Source organism: Oleiphilus sp. HI0128 (assembly GCF_001635365.1).
The window spans coordinates 1-1,340 of the sequence record NZ_LWGG01001413.1 but is presented as its reverse complement, the minus strand read 5'-3'; the positions used below and the strand labels follow the sequence as shown (position 1 = coordinate 1,340).

The 1,340-nt window shown below is 40.6% G+C and carries 2 protein-coding genes and 1 pseudogene; 2 read left to right on the top strand and 1 reads right to left on the bottom strand.

Translation table 11 applies throughout. The features are described 5' to 3' along the window. Together A3763_RS23195 and A3763_RS23190 are read left to right on the top strand one after the other, a co-directional pair. Positions 1-245: pseudogene (locus tag A3763_RS23195) on the top strand (diguanylate cyclase); the annotation flags it as partial. A 151-nt stretch (positions 246-396) separates the two neighbouring features. Next, on the top strand, positions 397-606 hold the full coding sequence (locus tag A3763_RS23190; RefSeq protein WP_068515507.1) for a hypothetical protein: 210 nt from the start codon (positions 397-399) through the stop codon (positions 604-606). A gap of 59 nt (positions 607-665) precedes the next feature. On the opposite strand, the gene A3763_RS23185 is transcribed toward A3763_RS23190, so the two are convergent. Then, positions 666-1,268: a peroxiredoxin gene (locus A3763_RS23185; protein ID WP_068515509.1), complete on the bottom strand. Its 603-nt coding sequence runs from the start codon at positions 1,266-1,268 to the stop codon at positions 666-668. Positions 1,269-1,340: the final 72 nt, after the last annotated feature.

Genomic DNA, 1,340 nt, shown 5'->3' with positions numbered 1-1,340 from the left:
ACTCTGACGTTGCAATACTTATGGCAGGGCTAAGCCTGGAACAAGCAGCAAAGCTTGTAGACGGCTTTAGGGAGCTAGTTGAAGACCATATTGTTATGATAGATGAGTTCAGCTTCAACTTCACTGTTTCAGCAGGAATAACCGAGAACAACAATAACTCTTTAATTGAGCTTTTAAAAAATGCTGACAATCGCCTGTATCTAGCCCGAGAAAATGGTGAAAATCAGGTATGGTTTGAAGACTAAGCAAGTCCTGCAAGATATACTTGCAGCGAAGAGATAGCCCTGACTATACTCTTACAGCACCAACACACCGTGATATTCTGCTTTTGTCACAATAAAAATAAAAACTATCGGGCACAGCAACTGCCTGAAACACAAGAAAGGTAGAACAACAATGAGTAACGCCACACCTTGGTATCATGATTATAGCGACTATATATCTGGCGCTCTTTTCGGGCTGATTACCCTGGATATTTTCATGCTTTTGATTCATGGAATTACTGAGCGCTCTTTATCAGACTACAGCATGGGAACGCTAGCTATCACCATCCCCATAATGCTCGTATGGAGCTTTGAACGACTTTATTCAAAACAAGAGCACTAAAAAACAAAAAAGCCCAACTTAATGTTGGGCTTTTTCATATTACAAAGACTTATCGACCATTAAAGATTGTCGGCATTCTCTGATAAGTATGCAGCAACGCCATCAGGAGAAGCGTTCATACCTTTGTCACCTTTATTCCAACCTGCAGGACAAACCTCGCCATGCTCTTCATGGAATTGAAGCGCGTCAACTAGACGAATCAATTCGTCCATATTACGACCAAGCGGTAAATCGTTAACGATTTGCGAACGAACAGTACCGTTAGTATCAATCAAAAATGCACCACGGAATGCAACACCACCTTCTGACTCAACATCATAAGCCTTACAAATATCGTGGTTCATGTCTGCTGCTAGCGTATAACCTACCTGACCAATACCACCATCATTGATTGGAGTGTTTCTCCAAGCGTTGTGAGTGAAGTGAGAATCGATAGAAACACCAATAACTTCAACGCCACGAGCTTTGAAGTCATCCATTCTGTGATCCAGAGCAATCAACTCAGATGGACAAACAAAAGTAAAATCTAATGGATAAAAGAACACCAAGGCATACTTGCCTTTTGTCGCTTCAGAAAACGTAAATTCATCAACGATAGAACCGTCACCTAGTACTGCAGATACTGTAAAATCAGGAGCTTGCTTACCAACTAAAACACTCATTAGTTATTACCTTCCTTAAAAGTTTTATTCGATAGAGATACAGAACGTATCTCTTAGTGTGGTTAAAACAAC

Coding starts and splice junctions, on each gene's coding strand:
- A3763_RS23190 (WP_068515507.1), top strand. CDS start 397: ATGAGTAACGCCACACCTTGGTATCATGATTATAGCGACTATATATCT.
- A3763_RS23185 (WP_068515509.1), bottom strand. CDS start 1,268: ATGAGTGTTTTAGTTGGTAAGCAAGCTCCTGATTTTACAGTATCTGCA.